Origin of the sequence: Chryseobacterium aurantiacum (assembly GCF_003020585.1) — a bacterium.
Lineage (GTDB): Bacteria > Bacteroidota > Bacteroidia > Flavobacteriales > Weeksellaceae > Chryseobacterium > Chryseobacterium aurantiacum.
On sequence record NZ_PXUE01000001.1, the window covers coordinates 1,260,333 to 1,282,825 of the forward strand.

Genomic DNA, 22,493 nt, shown 5'->3' on the forward strand with positions numbered 1-22,493 from the left:
TAGTTTTAATTTGTTTTTATGAATCTATACTAAGCTGAATTTCCCAGTTTTCGGCGTTCACAATCCGATGTACCCATGTTTCATAGAGTAATACTATTTCTTCGAGCTGCTTCAGGTCAAAAGCTTCTTCCACCACATCCCAGTTGATCAGGTATTCATCTCCTCTGCGATAGATTTGATGGTCAATAACCACCTGTGGTGTTTGGCTTACGGCATACACTTCTTTCACTCCTTTCGGGAAGAAATTGTTTTCCGTGTCTGCGGACTCGCTGCTTAGCAAACTGGTGTATACTACAGGCATCACTGCCTTTCCGGGATTGTTTTTGTTTAAAGCCCGTAATACTTCCAAGCCATTTTTGGCCCTGTGTTCTACTGCCTGCCATATTTGCTCCTGAATAGCGTTGGCTTCGTGTAAGAAATTTGTTTCATTTTCAGGGAAATAGGAGATTAATGCCACATTAGTAAAGTCACCCATGATTTCGTTAACATCGGGGTGAAGTCCTAATCGGTTGAAAAGAGTCATATTTAAAGTGAGTGCTTTTCCGCCACTCCAATGAGACAGGAGTTTTGAAAAAATGGTTGCGAATACCGCTGTAGCGCTAAGATTGTATTGCCCTGCTTTTTTAGTTAATGCCTCAATGGCTTTATCTGATACGGCAAACGTATATCTTCTGAATTGAGGATTTTCAATCTCAGAAAGCGGTTTTATAAAGGGTAGTGCAGGTCCCGCAGGAATATCTTTTAGTTTAGATTCCCAATAGTCTTCTGCCTTTTGTATAAACTGTTGATGTTCCAGATGCCATTTTTTCTCGTCGGTGATATATTGTTTAACGGTGTACCCTGGTTTTTGCACTTTTTGACCCTGATAGGCTTTAATAATTTCTTTCATCAGAAGATCGGCACTCCAGGCATCCAGTAAAAGAAGATCAACGCTTAAGTGCAAAATGGTTTCTGCAGAATGGGCTTTACTTACTTCAAAATGGAACATTGGCCATTGCCCCAGAGGATATTTGTGGTGAGAACGTTCTGTTCTGATGGTTTCTGGCAATTCATCGGATATTTTAATCTGATAATAGGGCTGCTGTGGCAAAACAGCTTGGGTACCATTCTCATAAATGACCGTCCTCAAGGCATCATGCAATCCGATAACGTGATTGACTACTTTTTCCAGTTTTTCAACATCAAGGTGTGCCCATTTCAGTTCACTGTAATAATGTGATCCAACATTTCCCAGCTCAAAAGTATTATCCCTGCCCATTAAAAATGCGGCCTGAATAGGGGTCAGAGCAAATTGTTCATATTGTTTTTGATGCAGTTGAAAGGTTTCAGATTGTAAATAAGCGATGAGGTAAGTTTTGTTTGCTTTTAATTGTTCAAGCAATTCGGGAGAAAGTGCTCCTTCAGGGGCTTTGAACTTTAATTTATCTTCTTCCACCCAAAGTTTTACTTCTTTTTGATCACAGCTATTGATTAATGATTGCAGGGTATCTGTATGTTTTTGCCATTCAAATGATTCTCGCTCTGTCTGCATTGCTGCTTTTTCGGATTGAAAGTCTATGGCTCCGGCAATAAGTGTATTCAGGTAAAAATGTTGTACAGAAAGGTTTAAGTTGGCTCTGATCTTTTCAAAATCATACCCTCCCAGCTGACAGGCTCCTATATTATAACGGGCACCATCTGCTTCCAGCAGCTGAGAAATGAAGCCAGCTTCCAGCATAGAGAATCGCAGGGATTCTTTATTATAAATAGGATAAACGGCTTCCATATCTGCGATCAGATGTACTGCAAAAGCTCCCTGATCAAGCCAGTCATGGTTAAAATTAAGCTGCGTTGGTGAAATGACATTTTCATCGGAAATCAATACCAGTTCCTGGCTGTATGGATCAAAGTAGTAATACCCTTCCCGGATATTTTCTACTTTATCTTTAAAGACCGTTATGTAGATCTGTACAGGATATATTCCTCCTGAAGAAGCATAATTAAACCTTGCATTTTGATCCATAGCCTGAGCAGAACAAAGATTTAAATAGTTTTTAAATTCTTCGAACGAAATGGCTCTGTCCATGAAACTTCGATAGCTTTTTCTCCACACACTGTATGCATCCTGTGTTTGGGCATCAGCTAATGAAATACGATTGTCTGTACCAAGATCTTTACGTTGTGCGATACGACTTTTCTTATAAGATTGTCTTTTTTCTAACTGATCGATGAAACGCAAATCATTAAGGTATTTCATTTGTTCAGCGGTATAAAGAAGGAACTGAGGCGGAACAGAATGGGTACCGGTCTCTTCCAATTCTTCAAACTGAATATTTTTTTCCAGATAATACCCAATAAGCTCTTCTACTGAACTTAATCTTACCATGTCCCCTACGGTAGGACGATCCAGAAAATGGGTTTCCAGCTGGTTCGCTAGACGGATAATATCCATGGAAGAAACACCAAGCTCACTGAACTGATCCGTTTCATTCAATTCCGGCAGATCAAATACTTCCCGAACGACTTTCAGTACAGGATGTATGCTTCCGTTTTTTGAATTTATTGCCTGTTTTCTTGCATCAGGTTTTTCGGATCGGGATGAGGTTTGTTCCGCAGCCTGTTGGATAAGTTTATTTCGGTCAATCTTTCCATTGGCTGTTACGGGATAATGAGGTAAAGCAATAATACTATCCGGAATAAAGTAGGGTGGGAGATATTTTGCCAGCTGTTTTTTCAATTCAGATTCCGAAAAAGTATCTTCGCTTGATTTCACATAAGCTACCAGTTTTTTGTGGGCTGCTTTTTCGCCAATGGGTAAAATAACAGGGTCTAGTACTGGGTTGCATTGTTGAAATGCCATTTGAATTTCTGCAATTTCAATACGGTATCCATTGATTTTCAGCTGGTCATCTTTTCGTCCCAGAAATTCAATCATTCCATCCTCTATATATTGACCATAGTCTCCTGTATCGTACAGCCTGATATTCAGGGTAGGATGTATATAAAAGGCTTTTTGGGTTAAGTCTTCACGTCTCCAATATTCTACTGCGAGACCTTTTCCGGCAATATGTAATTTTCCCTTTACAAACGCAGGACATGGGCGGCCTGATTCATCCAACACATAAAATTGCTGGTTAGATAAGGGATAACCATAGGGGATGGAGGTCCAGTCTTCTTTAATCTCTTGCACTTCATAATAATTCGACCAGATGGATGCTTCTGTAGCACCACCCATGCTTACCAGATTAGCCTTTGGAAGCAGTTTTTTCATCCGTTCAAAAGTAGAAAGCGGAATCCAGTCCCCTGATAAGAAGACTTTTTCTAAGGTAATGTCATTGTTTTCTGAAACAGCATCCAATAAAATATTGAATAAAGCGGGAACAGAATTCCATAAGGTGACCTGATGCTTCACAATGAGTGATTTCCATGCGATAGGATCAATACGTTCTTCTTCCGTGGGAACAATTAGTTTTCCGCCTGTTCCCAATACTCCAAAGATGTCATATACTGATAAATCAAAGCTATAGGCTGATAGTCCCAATACGGTATCATGCTCGTTTATTTCAAAGCGCTTGTTCACATCTAAAATAGTATTTACAGCCGCTTCGTGGGTAATGACTACGCCCTTAGGTTTTCCTGTAGATCCTGATGTGAAGATAATATAAGCAACATCTTCCTGTTGGCTAGCAGGTTGTTCAAAATCAAGAAAGTCCCAAGTAATGTCATGATGTTTAAGGTGAAAGAAATTATCGGTTTGCAGTTCTTTGATATCAAATTCCTGATCCGTGATAAAACCCTGTGCTTCTGCCTGCTGAATAATTTCAACGGTTCTGATTTCAGGATTGTTATGCGACATCGGAATATAAGAGGCTCCATATTGAACAATACCGAGAATAATAGCAATAGATTCAAAGGATTTTTGCATCTGAACTACAATTCTGGCTCCTTTTTGAATATGATTACGCTGTAATAATGCCGAAATATGATTGGCTTTTTCAATTAATTCCTTGTAAGAATAAGTATGTTCTTTGAAAACAATTGCTTCTCTTTCAGGATTTTTTTTAGAATATTCCAGAATTTGTTCATGGAGTAAAAGTTTCGGATAATCATATTGAGTTTGGTTGGCTGATCTTTGGATTTCACGCTCATCATGAGTTCTCAGATCACCTAATGTTGTTTCCCAGAAAGAAATATCCTGCACTGCATTTTCAATCATTTGGGTATAGGTTTCAAACATTGAGGCAACCAATCCATCTGGGAATATCGTGTTTAAAGCATCCCAAGCCACTACCATATCGCCGTTTTTAGTCATGACCTGAGAGTCTAGCCAAACCTGTGGAGTTTGAGAAGACGAATAGCCTACTTCCCCAAACATGGATGGATCACCCAAATCATGTCCATCTTTGTTTAGCCCTAAAGCACTGGTAAATACAACAGGATAAAACAGATCAGCAGAAGGGTTCATGCGGTTAAGCTCTTTTACAACCTCAACAGCGGAATACGTTTTGTGTTCCAGGTCTTCCTGCATTTGCCACTGTAATGCCTGTGCATTCTCTTCTATACTTCGTTGAGTGCAGCTGATGCTTAAGAGTGACAAATGGGTAAAATCACCGATGACTTTATCAATATCCGGATGAACGGGATCTCGCTCAAAGACCGTAAGCATTAATCCGAATTGTTGTCCGGCACCCCAGGCAGATAATACCTCTGAGAAAATACTCATTAAGGCTGCCGTAGGAGTTAGTTTCTTCTGTGCCGCATGCCTACAGAATTTTTCCCATTTTTCTTTTTTTAAAGTTTGTTCAAAGTGGGCAAATTCTTTTGCGGTATGTCCAAAAGCACTGATCTGCTTTTTTAGCGGTAACTGGGGAGGAGGAGATAAGCTGTTCATCCTGTTTTGCCAATAGGCCTTGTCTTCTTCGTATCGGTCAGATTTTTTTCTCAATTCGATATACTGAAGGTAATCACGGAAAGAAGCTTTGATTTCAGGAAGAGCTTCCTGAGGAGCAGAATTTTTTAATCGCTCAGAATATAAGAGTGATAAATCTCTCCAGAACAAGCGCAGACTCAATGCGTCGCTGGCAATAAAGTCCATTCCAAAGTGAATTCGCCATTCTCCCATTTCCATTTCACTTACCTGCAGATCAAATAAAGGCTGATTCAGTGGAATAATCTGGCTTTCCATCTGTTCACGGATATCAGTAAGGTGCTTCTGAAGATCCTTACTTTCATTGCTTCTGTGTAGAGGAATGATATAATTCATTTCTGGAATAATTTTCTGGAAACCGTTTTCATCAACCCTTACCCGGAGCATTTCATGTCTCTTGATCAAGTCATTTACGGCAAGCTGTAAGGCAATTGTATCCAGATTTTTGGTATTCATTTCAAAATATCCGTAACAGCTTATCCCGCCCCAGGGTAGTTCTGCATTTCGACCTACTACATAAGCGTTTTGTATATCGCTTAGTTTAAAATTTTCATACCGTGAATCTTCATCATTTTTATATAAATTCAAGGTTGTATTCTCATTGGAAGTAAGCTGCTGTTCATTGATTTGTTCAAAAATAAATTCTGCCCAGCTTTGCAAGGTAGGTTCTCTCAAAAAGTCCGTACTTCTTACTTCTATTCCCAGTTCTTTCTTCCAGCGTCCTGTAAGGTCAGCCATTGCAATAGAGTCCAATCCTATGGTAAACAGATTTTCATCGTTTTCAAGTTCTTCCAGCTCATCTTCATCGAGCTTTAATTCTTCCATCAGGTTCTTTTGAAGGTATTCAAAAGCTTCTGACACACTTTTTAGTGTTACTTGTGGAGATTCTTGTTCTATAGTTATCACAAAATAGTTTTAAATGTTATCTTTTTTCTCAATATTGTAGCTCAGCATCAGGTGGTTTTCAACCCGAATACTTTTTCCCGAAACTGATAATTCGGGATATTCTCTTTTCGTATGCCACATCCTTTGTAATAGGATTTCCAGTCGATTTTGTGGCCTTTTATCCAATCTGCAAAAAGATTCTGTTCCAGGTCAGGATGGGTGAGGGTATCTGAGAAAGAAATTCCATTCATACTTTTCTCAGATATTTCAGAAACATCATTGCTGTTTCTCCAAAGACCTTTTATAGAAATGCTATCGGATTCATCGGTAAGGGCAGTTTCTAAAATCTGAAGCGCTTCGTCTTTATCCGTTGCCCAGATGACCTGTTTTTCCTTAAAGTCGGCTTTGGATACGTTCTGGCTGTAGGAGAGTTCAGCCATATTCAGATTTTCGTTTTCTTTTAAGAAAGAAGCAAAAGCCTCCCATTGATCTCTGATACAGGATTGATTTCTGGCACTGAAACGAAGCGGCCATTTGCGGGAATTGTACGCTAGTATTTCATCAGGATTTATGGTTGAATTTTCATATTCTTCTAATACAATATGAGCATTCGTACCACTTAAGCCAAAAGAACTGATAGCTGCTGTCCGTGGTTTTTCCGTAGAATTCCATTTTATGGTTTTTTGTGGAATTTCAATACAGGATTCAGACCAGTTGATGTGGGTAGATGGGGTATTGAAATGCAGATTTCCGGGAACCTTTTGGTGTTCCAGTGCCAATACGGTTTTAATGAATCCTGCTACACCTGCAGCCGCTTCAAGATGACCAAGATTGGATTTAACAGTACCCACATAGACTGGTGTTTGCCTTTCCTTAGGAAGCAAATGGATGATGGAGTTCATTTCAATAGGATCACCAATTTCGGTACCGGTACCGTGCGCTTCAATATAGTCAGGGCCGTTTTCGCTGATTCCGGCTTTCTTCCAGACTTCTTTCAGCAGCATTTCCTGTGAAGGACCATGAGGAACAGTAGGACCGGAAGATAATCCACCCTGATTGACTCCCGAAGCTTTTATAACAGCATGAATATGATCACCAGCTTTTACAGCATCCGATAGTTTTTTAAGAACTACAACACCACATCCTTCTCCACGAACGGTTCCATTTGCTTCTGCATCAAATGATTTGCTGCGGCATTCCGGTGAAAGGATATTCAGGGAAGAAAATAAAGCAGTGGATTCCTGAAAAAGCAACAGATTGACCCCACCGGCAAGTGCCATATTGCAATCGCCCATCCATAACCCTTTACAAGCCAGATCAATACTTACGAGTGATGAGGAACAGGCGGTGTCTGTAGTAATTCCCGGCCCTTGAAAGCCAAAGAAATAGCTTGCTCTGCCGGACATAAATGAAAATCCATTACCTGATACATCATAAGGCTCAAACTGAGCAGTAAGCTTTCTTTCGTTAGCGAGCTGCTGCATATATTCCATGAGCATTACACCGGCATACACTCCGGTTTTACTTCCCCGTAATGAATCAGGGGCATATCCTGCATTTTCTAAAGCTTCCCAGCAGACTTTCAAAAATAGTCTCTGCTGAGGATCTGTACGTTCTGCTTCTCTTGGGGAGAAACGGAATAAGCGATGGTCGAAGGCTTCAATATCTTCTTCCAAATAGCCGGCCTCTTTTAGAAAAGGGCTTCCTTCCCATGTTCCGCCTAAAGTATTTTCAGCTCTCTTTTCAGGAATAGGACCAATAAGGTCTTCCTGTGATTGCAGAGCTTTCCAGAATTTTGCCGGACTGCTGGCTCCTTTGGGAAAGCGGCAGGCCATCCCTACAATAGCAATAGGCTCAAAAAGGGAATCCTGATTTTGTTCTATTTGTTTCTTCAATCTCCTGATTTCCTCGAGAGCTTTTCTGAGGATATCCGAACGATCTGTATTGGTGTTTTCCATTAAGTATTGTTTTGGTGTTACTGTAGCTCCTGCATTAGAAGCTTTAAAAGATCCTCTTCGCTTTCTTCTTTTTTATCTCCGGCAGAGGTATCCGAAACTTTTTGGGTTAATTTTTCAAGATGCTGACTTAAAAGATCAACTGTATTAAAGTCGTAAATGAGGCTTACCGATAGTTTGATGCCAAGCATTTCTTCCAGGTCGGTGCGTATACCCAATGAGTGGATAGAATCCAGTCCCAATTCAAAAAGAGGAATAGAGGGATCCACTTCATCAATATCAATTTCAAGTTCGCCAGCCACCATTTCCTGAATGATTTCCCTTAAAGGTTTATGAGGATTTTTATTGGTATTTTGCTCTCTCTTATCCCCTGATATAGTTTCTTTATGATCAAGCAATGATAAAAGCTGATTATGATTTAGCAATTGATATAACGGAATAAATCGTTTCCAGTCGATGTTCATAATAGCAGGATTGGTAACAGCAGATGTAGTGGCCAACTCTAGTGCTTGGTCAACCGCAATACTCATAGGAACAGTCAAAATACCTGAAATTTCCAGTTCCTTTGCTTCTTCGTCTTTCATCAATCCTTTTTCGGAAAATCTTCCAAATCGAACCGAAAGTGTTCTTTTCCCAGAAAGATTTCTGTTAATGGCAAGACCATCCAATAGTAAGTTGGCACTTGAATATCCGGCGACTCCTTCTCCTGACCAAAGTGATGCAATAGAAGAGGTGTATAAGGTAAATCCTATCCTGAAACTTCCGAACTGTTGATCCAGTTGCAGCGCTCCTTCATATTTTGCTTTCCATTCCGATTCCAGATCTTCCGTATTGGCTTCTGTAACTTTATTTCTGGTAATGGCTCCGGCTGCATGAATCAGGTTGATTTCTTCAATCCCTTGTTCTTTTAGCATGGCAGCAATGGCTTGCATATCTTCAGCTGAATCTACTTTTCCTGCTACTGCGGAAATAAAAATACCTTCTGATCTGCATTGTTTCACATATTTTCGGAAATCAAGCTGTGATTGGCTGAGGTTCAGTTTGCTGATCTTGCTTTCTTCTGCCTGTAGCCATGATGGATTACGGGACAGCAAATAGATGTTTTTACATCCGAGTTTTATCAATTGTTCGGTAAATACACGGCCCATTTGTCCTAACCCACCTGTGATGAGTACCGGATTTTTCCAGTCACCTTTCGGCTGAATATTTTGAGAAGGATTTTCAATTTCTCGGGTAAGTACAGGAGTGTAAATATTTTTATCCCTTATTACTAGCTGATCCTCAGTGAAAAGATTTTTTGCCAGTGCATTTGAGAAAAGTGTCATTTCTTGTATGGATGCAATATCAATAACACCTTTCCATCTTTGTTTCGCTTCAATAGGCATGGTTCGGGCGAGTCCCCAAAGTGCTGTCTGGAAAGGATTGACTTCTTCTTCAGGATGGATGGCTATTCCATTAATTGTACATAGTCTGAAATTCATGTTTTTAGGCAAATTCAACAGCAGATCTTTACATGTGGTAAACACTGAGGATAGTCCTTTGATGTTGTTGATAGGAGGTGCGAAAAGAACGAGTTGTTCATTATCCTCTTTCAGACCTGTCATCAGACTGGAGAAATTGTTGAACACTGATATGTCTTTATCTAATATTGCATCATTTCTTTCTGTAATCAGGTTGATTTGAGGAATATTGTCCGTATTTTTTTCAAAAGCTGAAAATGCCTCCATAGCCTGTTGAGCATTCAGGAATATCCATAGATCTTTTGAAAGATCATCATTTATGTTTTCCTGATTGTTTTCTAAGCTGATGTTGAGCTTCTCCCATTTCTCTTCATATACTATTTCAGTGTCTTTTTCGGATTTCAAAAATTCATTTAAAATTTTTCGGATTTCCATGGATGTAATTTCCATCACAGGATTTCCTTCCGGGTCACAGAAACTGAATTGTGCTTTCATAGCATCAATATCGGCTTTTAATAATACCCCTGAAGCATGAATAGGGCCGTGGAGTGGCTGATAAAAGTTGATTTCATCATAACGGGAGGGCACAAAAGGTTCTGAAAACTTTTCAAATGTTTTGGCTGAAAATAAAGCATGCATACAGGCATCCAATAGTTCCGGTGAAGCCAATAAATCTGTTGCTATTTCATTCTGTTTTATCACAGCCTTCATGCTCTGTTCATCAGCTTTCACTTGATTAACCAAGCGGAATTCTGCACCATATTCTATTCCCCAATTGTCTAATTGATCATAAAACATCAGGGTATCTACAGGGGTTAAAACCGCTTCATTAATTGTAAGTAGTGATTCGGGGAATCTATTTTCAGAGCGAAGTCCAAAACTGCCTTTTATATGGAGTGTCCAGTCTTCCTTATCTTTTCTGCTCTTAATTTCCCAGGAACCATTTTCTGTAAATGGCTTTTCGTTGTTATCATAGATTAAATCCAGTTGTACTTGTCTTTTTTCCTGTAATGAATGGAAACTCATTGGTTGAAAGATCTGTACATTTCTTAAAGTGATCCGATGGTTGTTTTGAAGATAAAACAAGGCCTCAACAATCATAGAAAGATATCCTGAACCCGGAAAAATATAGGTTCCGTTGACGATATGATCTTTAATGAAGACATCTTGTTCAGGGCTAAATGATGAGGTAAAGCTTTTTCTGTCATTCTGTTTGACATCCAACTGATGATGAAGAATGGAAGCAATAATGCTCTCTTTTTCGGGCTGTTGAATGCTTCCGAAAGCTTTTGGATCTTTCCTGCTGTTAATTCTATACGATTCTGAGATATAGGCTGCCATAGCGAGTGGAGCAGGAGGAAGGGGTACTTTTCTTAAAGTTTTGTTTCCTAAAACGAGTGTCCAGTCCATTTCAACTCCTTTTGCATAGCTGTACAGCAAAAAATCAAATAATTGCTCTGTTTCATCTGTTTGTGAAACGGAAACAAGTGATGCATCATTGAGAACATTTATTGTGATCTCTTTTATCGAAGCCTCTTCTGGTTTTTCAATCCAAAATTCTTTATCAGCCGCTTTTTCTGCTTTTTCCCAATGTTGAGTTCCTGTACGGAAGGTAATTCTGTCAAGCAATTGAGCCCGTTTTGTTCCGTTTTCCAGAATAAATAGCAATAATGCTTCTTCAATGCTTAACAATCCGCTGAAAACAGCACCCAGATAATCTCCATCGCCAGATGTATTTAATTCAGCGTCCGTTTTTAATAAGGAAATAATTGGGTCAGTCCATATCAATGCCTGAGCAAAACGGATCGCTTTGTGTTCAATTTCTGTAGCAGGATTATTTGAAAGATCAGCAAGTGATTTACCGAATAATTTTGTCAGAATAAGGTCTACCTTTGTAATAGACGGTTTGAACAATTCCTCTTTTCTCCATATTTGAAGAGCTTCCGGATTGAAGTCATTAAAGTTTCGAATATTTAAAACAAGCTGATTTCTTTTTCTCTTTCCTTTCAGTGAAACGGTGTTGAAAATATTTTGATTACCATTTTGATAGTTTTCAAGTTCCCTGATAAAATCTTGCGTGTTATCAAAATAAGCATACATAGACCTTTCAAACATTTCTCGCCCGTTCATCATGGTATTGGACAGATCTGAAATAGGTGTATTTTTGTCTATACCGTATAAAAGGGAAGAAATATATTGATTTAAAGTTTTTTCATTTTGTGCAGAAATGATAATTGGGTACTTCGCTAATGCAACTGAAGAATGATCTACTGTTTGTTCAGGAGCTTTCCCTAATATGGCATGTACATTGGCTCCGGTCATACTGAAGGCACTTATCCCAATATATTTTTTATCGTTTTCCCAATCTTTAGTTTCCTTTACAGGAACAATGGGTTTTTCGTTCCATTTAAAACCCGGATTAAGCTCTTCCAGATGCAGTCCTGCAGGGATCATATTATTTTTTAGAATCAGCAGAGACTTGATTAATGAAGCAACTCCGGCTGCAGGTTCCAGATGTCCTATATTGGATTTCACGGATCCTACAAAAAGAGGTTCAGTGGATGACTTTGCATTCCCGAATACCTGATAAAGAGCTTCCAGCTCTACCGGATCACCAAGATATGTACCTGTTCCATGGGCCTCTACATAGCCTATATCTTCGGCAGAAAGTCCAGCTTTTTTAAGACAGGTTTCTATGAGTTTTATTTGTGCTTTGCCGTTGGGAGCGGTTAATCCATTGCTGCGTCCATCGTGGTTGGTTGTGGTTCCTTCTACAGTTCCGTAGATATAATCGCCATCTCTTTCGGCATCCTCAAGGCGTTTCAGTAAAAGAACTCCTACACCCTCGCCACGAATATAGCCATCCGCATTTTTGGAGAAAGCCTGGCATTGAGCAGATTTTGATAAAGCTCCCATTTGAGCTAATGCCACCAAAGCATGAGGGGATAAGATACAGTTTACCCCTCCTGAAAGGGCATAATCACATTCATTATTCAGCAGACTCTGGCACGCTAAATGGAGGGTCATCAGCGATGAGGAGCAGATGGTGTCCAGTTGAATCGCAGGCCCGTTCAATCCTAATAAATAGGCTACTCTTCCTGCTGCAATCGCATTAATATTTCCCAATGGATTAGAGGCTGTATAACCGTTTACACCATTCGGAGCAATGTCGAAATCGTAATAATCACGGTAACTCAGACCAAAGAATACGCCTGTTTTTTCTTTGATGACGTCAATTTTATAGCCTGCATTCTGAATACTGTTCCATGACGACTGGATAAGTAGACGCTGCTGAGGATCGATGTCAGCGGCTTCTTTTTCGGGAATCCCAAAGCTGGAGGGAGAAAAATCGAATACGTTTGAAATAAAACCTGCACGGTCAACAAAGGTTTTTCCTTTGCCTCCTTCGGGATCGTAGTAAAAAGAATGATCCCAACGATCCGAAGGTATGGGGATTATACCGTCTTTTTTATGTAAAAGGGCATCCCAAAACTGATCCGGGCCATTGGATTGTCCGGGAAATCTGCAATCCAAACCAATGACCGCGATCTTATTTTTTTTGATGGTGTTCATATGTTGTTGTTTGAGATTATGAGGTTTGATCGTCTTCTAATAGCCCTTTCAGGAAGTCATCGTCCAGTCCTTTATCATTGGCTGCTATTTGTCCGGATGATTTGATTTCAAACTCACACAGATAGGCTGCCAGTTCGTTGACTGTTGAATAGCTCCATATGATGGATGGTTCCACATGAATGGTATATCGGGTATTGATATCGCTTATAAAACGTATCGACAATGAAGAATCAAGTCCATATTCTGAAAAAGAAGTGAATGGGGTGAAGAGACTCGGCTCAATTCCTGCTTCTTTTTCTAGCCAATTATAGATCCAGGTTTCTATTTCTGAAATATTTTTATTGTTTAATGGCTGTCTGATGGACTCTGAACTATTGGATTCTGCTGTCGTAGCCAAAAATATTACTTTCTCAGCAGTACTTTGTTTTTCTGATTTTTCCGAAGTGTTTTGGGTTTCTATCATGCGCAGATCCCGGAAAGGAGAACGGATAGACGTTTCATGAGCAACGGGCTGCGTGTAAATAGTCTGGTGATCTTTCAGAACATGGTTAAACTGTTTTTCAAATCGTTGTTTGGCAAGTAGGCTTGTATTAAATTCAAGACTATCTGTAATGATGGTTGTTATTTTTTTCTCCAGCCAGTTTTTGGCGTGAGAGGAGATGTCGTCCTGACATATCCATGCAATCAGCTGATAGGTGAGCACTTCTCCAAAAGCATATCGGGCAAACTTCCTGTGATGTCCGTCAGAATCCGTTATATTGTGTTCGAATTGCTGTTTGATCATCTGTATTTTTTCTGTTTCAACTTTAGGGTTGATGGCTATATGCTGATAGGTTAAAAAGTTTAAGACCTCCATAATTCCTGCATCAGTACGTCCTCCCAGATCAGCAATTAATGATTCTGTAGGCCCTTCAAATATTCTCAGTACACGGGTATCACGGAAAAGCTGTGCAATGCCATTAGGTTCCGAATAGCCTCTGGCAGCTGTGATCTGCATCAGAAAATCAACTCCTTTCCAGGTTTCTTCGGTAGAGAAAATTTTTCCGGCGCTTACCAGCATATCAGGAAGCAGGAGTCTTTCATCTTTCCATTGTACCAGTTTTGATTGATACGTTTCTATGATTTCAAGAACCCATAACAGTTCGTTCAGTTGTTTAAGAACAACAGGCTGATCAATGAGGTATCCGGAGTTCACTTTTCTGTTTTCGGCCCATCGTTTAGATCTGGATAAAACGGTTTTCAGGATTCCAATGCACATGGAATTGATTCCAATACGCCCCATTGATACCACTTCATGAAGAACTTCAGCCCCTTTACCGATCTCTCCCAGTACATGTGAATTTTGAATCTGTACATCATTCATTATAAAATGTCCTTGTACCGTACCGCGCATTCCCATAGTCATACACTCTTCAATATGGCTCAACCCGGGAGTTCCCTGCGGTACTAAAAATGCAGATTGTCCCAAATATTTACCATTTTCATCCTGAGTATGGGCAATGACTGTCAGGTAGCTTGCCCATGAAGAGGAGCCAACCCAGCATTTTTCGCCATTTAAGATCCAATGGTCGTTATGTTTTTGTGCAAAAGTTTTACCAGCATTAGGATTACTACCTGCACCCGGTTCACTCAAGGCAAAGCTGGCGGTTCCTTTACCTGCTGCCAGTTCTCGTACTACTTTATCCCTGATTTCTTCTTTGGCAAATTTTGCAATAGGATGCAGCCCCAGTAAGTTGTGAAGGCTTGCGAATAACCCCAATGTTAAATCTGTGGACGAAATTATTTCGATTACAATTCTTGCCTGGCTGAGACTACAGCCCAGCCCGCCGTTTTCTGTTGGAATTAAAAGTCCCATCAGTCCCATTCGGGAAAATTCTGTCATGATATAAGGAGGGATGGTACGTCTTTCGTCAATGGTATAGCTGTCTACTCTTGATTGGAGGAAGTGCTGTAATTCCTGAATGATATTTTTAAATTTATCATCCTGAAGACTAGGTTGTACAAAATAGGTTTCCTTTTTAGGGGCTACTATACCTAAAGAGGAAATATGTAAAATGTTTTCCCATTCATTAAGTTCGGTTGTTTTCTTCGCCAGTCGTCTCTGAATTTTACCGCTTGTTGTTCGGGGAACATGCATCGGAGCAACAAAAAGAATGGTTTCAATTACGATTCCATGCTCCTGTAATACTGAATTTCGTATGGCTTTTGCATATTCATCAAATCGGGGGGAGAGGACAGCACTTCGGGTCAGTTCCTGTACAATATAACAACATTCGTTTCCATCTTTATTCATTGCGAAAGCAGCAGCTCCATCAATTCTTAGATCCTCATGTGAATAACAGGCAGTACGTTCAATATCCTGGGGGTAATAATTTAAACCTCTGATGATAATAAGATCCTTGATTCTACCAACAATATAAATCTGTCCATCCTCATCTTTGAATGCTAAATCACCGGTCCGTAGATAGATCGTATCATTGGCTAGGGAGTGGTAGTAGCTTTCGGAAGTAGCCTGTTTGTTTTCATAATATCCATCAGTCACAGAAGGTCCTGAATACCATAGTTCACCGATAGAATAGGGCTCTTGAATATTGAAACCTGAAATAGAATCCGGTAAAGTTTTTTCAAGGTCAGAAATTGCGATAATATCTATCCCATGGTTATCTATGACTTGTCCGTTACCTACCAGGTATACAGAATTTTCATTTTCATCGAAATCCCTACCTGTTTCCATATAGCCGCTTTGCTGAAGAATCACTGTATTTTTCTTCAGGGCTTCTTTATCCACTTTTAACCATTTTACTTTTTCACCTTCTTTATTTAAGGCAACCGTTAAAGTAGCTTCAGCTAAACCATAACCGGGAGAAATGACATGATCATGGGCGCCAAACAATGAAATGGCATTTTGAAAATCACAAATTGTTTTAAAACGGATGGGCTCAGCACCTGATGCACACATTTTAAGAGTTTCCAGAGAAATATCTGTTTTCTGATTGTTTTTTTTAAGCTCATGATGAAGCTGTACGAGTTTATCGGCAACCAGTTGATAAGCGAAGTTAGGACCTCCGGTATGGGTGCCTTTCCACTTACTGATCGCATATATCCAGTTGAGGGGTCTACTCATAAAATCTTCAGGCTTCATCAGATATAGGCTGTTACCATTATAAATTGTCTGAACGATAAATAGGATGAGCCCCATGTCATGGTAAAAGGGAAGCCAGCTCACAAACACACTGTCCGGAGTGGCATTCATATTCTTTTTAGACTCTCTGGAATTTTTTATTAGTGAATCCTGTGTTACCACAACTCCTTTAGGATTTCCTGTAGAACCTGAGGTGTATTGCAAAAATGCAGTGGGATGAATATCAGGCTGATCTGTAAAGCCTGCTGTAAAATGTTTTGAATCACTAACTTCTACTTTGAGAAGCGGGATTTTACCAAGCAGTTCAGATTTATTTAAAGACTGACTGAGTCTTGTCGCACTTTTTTCACCTGTAATAATGGCTTTCGGAAGGCATTCTTTGGCAATATTTTCCCATTTATCCAATGGTTTTGACCGTCCAGGAATATTAAGGGGAACCGGGATTGCTCCAATCCATTGACAGGCTAAAAAAGCAATAATAAATTCAATACCCTGATTAAAAATCAAAAGGCAGCGGTCTCCTTTTTCTATTTCTTCATTTTTTAAATCCTGCGCATATTTCTTTACCTGAAATAAAAATTCTGAATAGGTAAGTGGTGTTTCCTGAAGATCAATATCTATGTCACTGAATGCTATTTTATTCGGATATTGTATACTTCTCTTCATCAGAAAATCGATCAGACATTGATCTTTATTTTCAATTGGCTGATGATCTGATATAGGGTGCATAACTTGAACATGACTTTTTTCCATGTTAGTTGTATTTGTTTATTGATGGTTGTTTTTATGGACAAAAAGTATAGGCAGATTCGTCTATCGTTTTTGTCATTTTTTGATATTCTTTGGCTTTTCCGGGCCAGTTATTGAGGATAACATCTCCGTCTTTATACCAGCTGTCTTTTACCAGAGTCCAGGCCTTTTTTTTCATTCTTTCATTGACCTGATGGGTGAAATTCTTCTGAAAATCCGGCTTTACGTTCATATATTTCAGTTTATTTCTTGAAATATGAGTGAGGCATTCTGTAATGTAATGGGCCTGGCTTTCTACCATAAGCAGGACGGAACTGTGGGCCAGATTTGTATTGGGACCAAACATCATAAAGAAGTTCGGGAACCCTGTTGTAGAGATTCCGAGATAAGTTTCTGTGGAATGCTCCCATGCATTGCTTATAGAAATTCCGTTTAATCCGTGGATATTCAATCCTTTCAAAAATGGGTTACTTTCAAAACCTGTCGCATAAATAATTATGTCCAATGGAATCTTGCTTCCTGAAAGCGTTACAATACCATCTTCCGTGAAATGAGAGATTCCCTCGATATTAACGTTGACATTTTCTTTTGCCAGAGCAGGATAATACTCGTCTGACAAAAGAACACGAACTGCTCCCATGGGATAATCCGGTGTTAGTTTTTTCAACAGTTCCGGATCTTTTACAGACTTTTTAAGGTGACTCATGCTTACTCCCTGCCAAAACTTTTTCCAGAGTTTGTTCTGTCCCATCAAATGATAAAACACTCCATTGAATGTATTATTAGAATGGCGGGACCAATTGAGTATGAAGGGATATTTTTGATGCAAACGTCTGTTTTTATCATTGTAAAACGAGTTTTTCTTTGGTAATAACCATTTTGCACTCCGCTGAAAAACAGTCAGAGATTCTACCTGTGGAACAATTTTCGGAATAAACTGAATAGCACTTGCAGCGTTGCCTATGACTCCTACACGTTTTCCTTTCAGATCAATGTCGTGGTTCCATTTTGCAGAATGCCAGGTATCTCCTTTGAAGCTATTCGTTCCTTTGAAATTGGGGATTTTAGGATGATGTAGCTGGCCTATAGCCATAATTAAAGATCGGGCTGCATACGTGTCTCCCTCTTTGGATATCACTTCCCAATACCCTTCCTTTTCTATAAATGAAGATGATAAAAACTCTTTCTCATACAGGATATGGTCTTGTAGCCCATTCTTTTCTACATTCAATTTGAGATATTCGAGAATTTGCGGCTGATCTGACCATTTTTTTTTCCAGCCGGGAAAGGGTTCAAAAGAGTAGCTGTACAAAGCAGAAGGTACATCGCATTGGGCTCCTGGATAGGTATTGTCTCTCCATGTTCCTCCAATATCGTTCGCCTTTTCCAAGATAAGAAAAGAATGAATTCCTCGTTTTTTTAAGCTTATTGCCATTGAAATACCAGAAAATCCTGATCCTACTATTAACGCTTCGTAAATTCTGTGATTGGCGGCCATTTTATTTACTTGGTTTTTGGAGTGACGACGAGTTGTTTCAAGCGATCTTTTTCATAGAATACCAGAATGAAATTCAGGATAGATACAGTCATGCCTGAGGCAAAAAATCCTGGATGAGCAGGTGGCATATCGTGAATAATATGGATTAAAAAAATATTGACGGCAAAGGGAAGGTAGAACAATAAACCTATCCACCAGTATCTTTTGGTCAGTAGAAGTATTCCTGCAAATAATTGAGCTAAACGGACAAAAGGCCCCAAATAGCTCATCATAATAGCATCATGCAGTTGACGAAAGGTTTTTCCAAATAAAAGAATGCCCTCACTTTGAGGATTATAACCTTCTGTAATCATGGCATATGTTCCTATGATACCGAAAAGTATAAGGATAACAGCAAAAACATATCTCAATATGGTCATGGTTTTTCTCATAATATTTGATTTTTTAGTGTGAAAATTTTAAAATGACGAATTGTAATGGATGAGCATCTGAGTGCATTTCGGATGCTCCATCCAACACAAGGTCCTAGTTTAGTTTTAGAATATGAGACATTCCTGTTGTAGTGACCGTTTTTGTTTTGCTTAAGTTGCTTAGATTAATTTTATTGATGTAGTTGCTCGTTTTATTGGCAAAGGGAACATAAGCGAAGCCGTTCGCAAAATAGCATCTTGCTACTTTCCCGCCAATGGTGTAATCATCATCTACTTTTGTAGCCGTTTTGGTGTTTAGATCAAAGCTCCACCAACGGAAAATAGCATCTGTATTGTATGAATAGGGATTGGCTGGATCCAGTTTCGAAGGGTCTAGTACTGTAGCAAGGAATTTACCGTTCCCATAGTATTCGAAATTGGTTACAGGGTTACCATTTCCTTGTGATGCCGCTTCCAGATTAAAATAATAGTCCTGATCAAACTCTGTAGCTCCATTTTTGATTCTTAGCATACAAGCTGGTTTTCCAATCATATTTCTGGCTCCTCCGAATACATTATGACACAATACATAAATATCTCCGGTTTCCGTTTTATTCATGTAATAAACACCACCGCCGGTATTCCACGCTCCGGTAAAAGATCCTCTTGTATCAGTGATAATTTTCACCAATGCATTAGAGTTATTGCTGGATGAATTATTGATTTTGGTCAGGTCTATAACAAGAATATCACAAGTTGTCGTAGCCGGAGTAAACGTATTAAAATCATTCATATAATACAATGCAGCATACATATAATTTCCATTGATGATGATCTCGGTAACACCATCCGCCTGAATTTTTGCTCCGGAAGTAGGGAAGTTAGTTACCTGTCCAACTCTTGACATCGAGGTCCAGTCGATCACTCCTGTTTTGGTCATTGTAGAAGGATTAAAGATCACAATCTTTCCGGATCCTCCTATATAAGCTGTATTTTCATCCTTAAATGCAATATTTCCCTGAAATCCAAGCTCAGGAACTGAAATAGAACCTCTTTTCTCTCCGGCATTTGAATTGGACAGACTCCATTTTGTGATTGATTTATTTTGATAATCATTCACATATACCGATTTTTTAAATTCGTAGATTCCTCCTGAGTGAGACGCTGAGATTTCGTGTGCTTTTGCATTATCTATAGTTCCTGTTACATCCGGAGATTCAATTTTCTGCATATAGGCTGAAAAAGACATTCCATTGGAATTTTGCGGTCTTGTAATCAGGGCAAAATTAGCAGATCCGTTATCAGATGTCTGATTTCCAGGTTCATCATCCTTACTGTTACAAGATACAAATGCCAGCAGCATAAAACTTAAAGCAGTTAGTTTGTTCTTCATTGTTTTGATTTTTTATGATTTTTGTTTAGTTAAATTGATACGTTATTTTGGCATAAATACTCCGTCCCGGTTTTTGAACAGAGAAGTTATCATAGACTTTAGCGTTGGTCAGATTTTTACAGTCAAGGGCAAGGCTCCATTTTTCATTTTTAGAATGAACAGAAACGGAAACATCATTGACAAACTGTGAGGGGATGATTGTTTTGGAAGATTTAACCCCATTGATGCCCCATGTAAGGAAATACTCATGAACGTAGGATCCGGTATATAAAAATCTGAAATAATAGTTTCTTTTATTTCCGGGATCCAATGTATAAGCAACCTGAGCATTTCCGAATAAATATGGAGTATTAGGAATTCTTGCTCCAATGTATTTATCATTAAAAATTCCTGAATCATCCACGCCCCGTAATCTGGTATCCAGATAGGTAGCATTAAGATTAAAGCGAATTTTATTATTAAGCTTGTATTCCATGAACCATTCAGCTCCAAGAGTAGATGTTTTTAATAAATTGGTATAAGCAGCAAGAGCATTTGAAAAAGTGGTGAGAAGAATACGGTCTTTTGTATTTCTGTAGAAACCTCCGATCCCCGTAAAAATTTTTCCGTCTAAAGCTTTGTACTGCACCTTGAAGTTGATGTTATGACTTTTGGCCGATTTAAGATTAGGATTCGGGCTGGTGGTGATATAGTCTCCAAAGATTTCTCTGCTGTCAGGTTGGCGAACCGTATATTCATAGCCGGGCAGGAACGATATTTTGGGTGTTGCTATCCATTTGAATACCTGACCAAAGCCTATATCGGAAGAAGAAGAAGAATTGATTTTGTCAAATTCATTGTTAATCTTAAAATTAACACCCTTTACCTCGTTGTAATAATGTTTGAAAGAAGTATTGGAAATCAAATGACCTTGTAAAAATTTCGATTCAAGTGCGGTGCCGAAAAAATTATTGAAAAGAGTCTGAGGAACCTTAAAGGGATCTTCTTTGTAAGTGGCTGTACCAGCTTTATCCTCTCCGGTAAATTCCGTTTTTGTAGTCAATAGATTGACATTCAGCTTGTAGTGATCTCCTAGTCTGAAAAATGCATTTTCCCTGGCGTAGAATGTGTTCTGATTAATTTTGGGTGTACGCCCTTGGCTGTATAAGCCACTTTCTCCCTTATTGGTTCCCTGGGCATAGCTGCCATCCCAGAAATAGATTCGGGAGGAGATATCTTCGAAATAAGTCTGCTCAAAATTGTATCCGGCAGTTACGTCAATCTGCCATTTGTTTTTTTCTGCACTAGATTTTTTCCAGTTTAGAGCGACCCCTCCTGTATATTCTTTGGAAAAAGGCTCTCCCCAAGGCTGCAAGGCTGTAATTCCGTGCTGCCATTCTTTATAGGTGTGGCTAAAAGAAGAAATGAATTTCAGATTATCAGCCCAACTCAAATCTTTAATGCCTAGTTGTACTTTGGCCAATGCAAAATCATATTGATCATTGAATCTTCTGGCACGTCCTTTTTTCGTATTATATAGATCATCAACCACCACATCTACATCATCCATCCAGTAATTATTGTCAGAATGACGGTAGACTGCATCAAATCCGGCGTAGAATTTTTTGTTTTTGAAAGGATGTCCGGAAGCGTTGAGGGTAGCTTCGTGAGAATTCCAGGAACCATAAGTATAACCTAATCCCAGAAAATCCTTTTCTCCCTGTCTTGTCACAATGTTGATGACTCCTCCTAAAGCATCAGAGCCAAACTGTACAGGGATCAGACCTTTGTAAACTTCAACACGGTCAATCATATTGGCGGTGAGATTTTGCAACTCAAAACCGCGGCCCAAAAGATAAACCGGAATTTCATCTACAAATACCCGTACATCCTTTCCATCTATCCCGTTAAGGATAATATTTACATCGCTGCCCATCCCGCCTTGCTGCTGTATACGCATTCCAGAGGCTAGGTTTAAGGCTTCAATAACTGTTTTGGAAGTTGTTTTAAATTCTTTGAAATCAATGACTTCAGGAGTATATAGAGATTCACGTATTTTCTGTGATGCAGTAAGTTTTGTTCCTTCCACAATCACTTCTTCAAGTTCATAAGCAGATTTCAAAAGGGTAACATCCAGGGTTTCCCGTTCTTCACTGATCTGAATTTTAAAGTCTTTTTTCCTAAATAACAAATTTTCTATAGAAACCATATATGTGCCTGGTTTTTGATAAATTGTTACCTGTCCATTCCCATCTGTCGTCTGTTGTGAAATAACTCCATTTCCTTGAACAGTGATCTTTGCTCCTGAAATTGATTCTTTTAATTCGTTTTTTACGTTTATAATTGTTTGAGCATCAGTGTTATTGACTGAAAATGCAGTTAAAAAAAATACTGCTATAAACTTGTTGCAGTTTAAACGCTCAAAAATTAGTTTCATGTGTTATTTATAATTAGTCCAAATATAAATAAATAATTTACAAATGGTTTAAAAATAAAACATGATTTATGTCTTAATGATATTTTGTAGCTTTGATCGTATGTT

General features: G+C 39.0%; 8 protein-coding genes. All 8 read right to left on the minus strand.

What is annotated here, in order from left to right; translation table 11 throughout:
- Positions 1–16: 16 nt before the first annotated feature.
- Positions 17–5,812, minus strand: coding sequence for a non-ribosomal peptide synthetase (locus C7D53_RS05570; RefSeq protein ID WP_162926094.1), 5,796 nt, complete (start codon positions 5,810–5,812; stop codon positions 17–19).
- Between the two features lie 47 nt (positions 5,813–5,859).
- A complete protein-coding gene (locus tag C7D53_RS05575; RefSeq protein WP_106915371.1) occupies positions 5,860–7,749 on the minus strand; it encodes a type I polyketide synthase in 1,890 nt (629 codons plus the stop codon).
- A gap of 17 nt (positions 7,750–7,766) precedes the next feature.
- Positions 7,767–12,779, minus strand: coding sequence for a beta-ketoacyl synthase N-terminal-like domain-containing protein (locus C7D53_RS05580; protein WP_106915372.1), 5,013 nt, complete (start codon positions 12,777–12,779; stop codon positions 7,767–7,769).
- A gap of 16 nt (positions 12,780–12,795) precedes the next feature.
- Entirely contained in the window at positions 12,796–16,674 is a 3,879-nt protein-coding gene (locus tag C7D53_RS05585; RefSeq protein ID WP_106915373.1) for an AMP-binding protein, read from the minus strand.
- A 31-nt stretch (positions 16,675–16,705) separates the two neighbouring features.
- A complete protein-coding gene (locus C7D53_RS05590; RefSeq protein ID WP_106915374.1) occupies positions 16,706–18,169 on the minus strand; it encodes a flavin-containing monooxygenase in 1,464 nt (487 codons plus the stop codon).
- 5 nt (positions 18,170–18,174) lie between these two features.
- Complete coding sequence (locus tag C7D53_RS05595; protein ID WP_162926095.1) at positions 18,175–18,588, minus strand: hypothetical protein; 414 nt, start codon at positions 18,586–18,588, stop codon at positions 18,175–18,177.
- Between the two features lie 106 nt (positions 18,589–18,694).
- Entirely contained in the window at positions 18,695–19,972 is a 1,278-nt protein-coding gene (locus C7D53_RS05600) for a DUF4374 domain-containing protein (protein ID WP_106915376.1), read from the minus strand.
- Positions 19,973–19,997: 25 nt separating this feature from the next.
- Positions 19,998–22,388 carry a TonB-dependent receptor gene (locus C7D53_RS05605; RefSeq protein ID WP_106915377.1) on the minus strand — a complete coding sequence of 797 codons (2,391 nt, stop codon included), beginning with the start codon at positions 22,386–22,388 and terminating at the stop codon, positions 19,998–20,000.
- Positions 22,389–22,493: the final 105 nt, after the last annotated feature.

What these genes read in the sequence shown, in the direction of transcription:
- C7D53_RS05585 (WP_106915373.1), bottom strand. Translation starts at nt 16,674, where the DNA reads ATGGAAAAAAGTCATGTTCAAGTTATGCACCCTATATCAGATCATCAG.
- C7D53_RS05600 (WP_106915376.1), bottom strand. Translation starts at nt 19,972, where the DNA reads ATGAAGAACAAACTAACTGCTTTAAGTTTTATGCTGCTGGCATTTGTA.
- C7D53_RS05595 (WP_162926095.1), bottom strand. Translation starts at nt 18,588, where the DNA reads ATGACCATATTGAGATATGTTTTTGCTGTTATCCTTATACTTTTCGGT.
- C7D53_RS05605 (WP_106915377.1), bottom strand. Translation starts at nt 22,388, where the DNA reads ATGAAACTAATTTTTGAGCGTTTAAACTGCAACAAGTTTATAGCAGTA.
- C7D53_RS05580 (WP_106915372.1), bottom strand. Translation starts at nt 12,779, where the DNA reads ATGAACACCATCAAAAAAAATAAGATCGCGGTCATTGGTTTGGATTGC.
- C7D53_RS05590 (WP_106915374.1), bottom strand. Translation starts at nt 18,169, where the DNA reads ATGGCCGCCAATCACAGAATTTACGAAGCGTTAATAGTAGGATCAGGA.
- C7D53_RS05575 (WP_106915371.1), bottom strand. Translation starts at nt 7,749, where the DNA reads ATGGAAAACACCAATACAGATCGTTCGGATATCCTCAGAAAAGCTCTC.